This is a genomic window from Mesorhizobium sp. M5C.F.Ca.IN.020.29.1.1, from assembly GCF_003997375.1.
GTDB classification, from domain to species: domain Bacteria; phylum Pseudomonadota; class Alphaproteobacteria; order Rhizobiales; family Rhizobiaceae; genus Mesorhizobium; species Mesorhizobium wenxiniae.
Genome location: NZ_RZSW01001154.1, coordinates 1 through 568 on the forward strand (window position 1 = coordinate 1; position 568 = coordinate 568).

Consider the following 568-nt stretch of genomic DNA (forward strand, 5'->3'; position numbering starts at 1 on the left):
CTGCTGAAGGCGCTTGGCTATCGGAACGCCGCCGTCGCCTGGCATTACATCAAATTCATCGTTGTGATTGTCACGATCGGGGTCGTCATCGGCAGCGCGGCTGGAACGTGGCTGGGCACTTTCGTAACAGAGATGTATGGCGACTTTTACCGGTTCCCATTCCTCGTTTTTGTTCAGAGCTCGGATGTCTACGTTGCGGCTGCGGCGCTCAGCCTTGGTGCTGCGATCGTCGGCGCGGTGCGTGCGTTGCGCGATATCGTGACGTTGCCGCCCGCAGTTGCGATGCAGCCGCCCGCTCCGCCTCGGTTCCGTCGTCTCCTGCCCGCGAACTTTGCTATCCGTAACGTCCTTTCACAACCGGCTGTGATGATGGTGCGCAACATCAGCGGCCATCCGATAAGGGCTATGTTTACGATAGCGGGCATGTCGCTGGCGACGGGAATCCTGATCGCCTCGCTTTTCCTCAACGGCACGATGGAGGCGTTGATCGATGTGACTTATTTCCTGTCCGACCGACAGGATGCCACTGTGAGCTTTGTCGAACGGCGCCCGCTGAAAGCAGTCAATC

General features: G+C 58.8%; 1 pseudogene. It reads left to right on the plus strand.

Features of this window, described 5'->3' with window-relative positions:
* Positions 1-57 precede the first annotated feature (57 nt).
* A pseudogene (locus tag EOA85_RS36800) lies at positions 58-568 on the plus strand (ABC transporter permease); the annotation flags it as partial.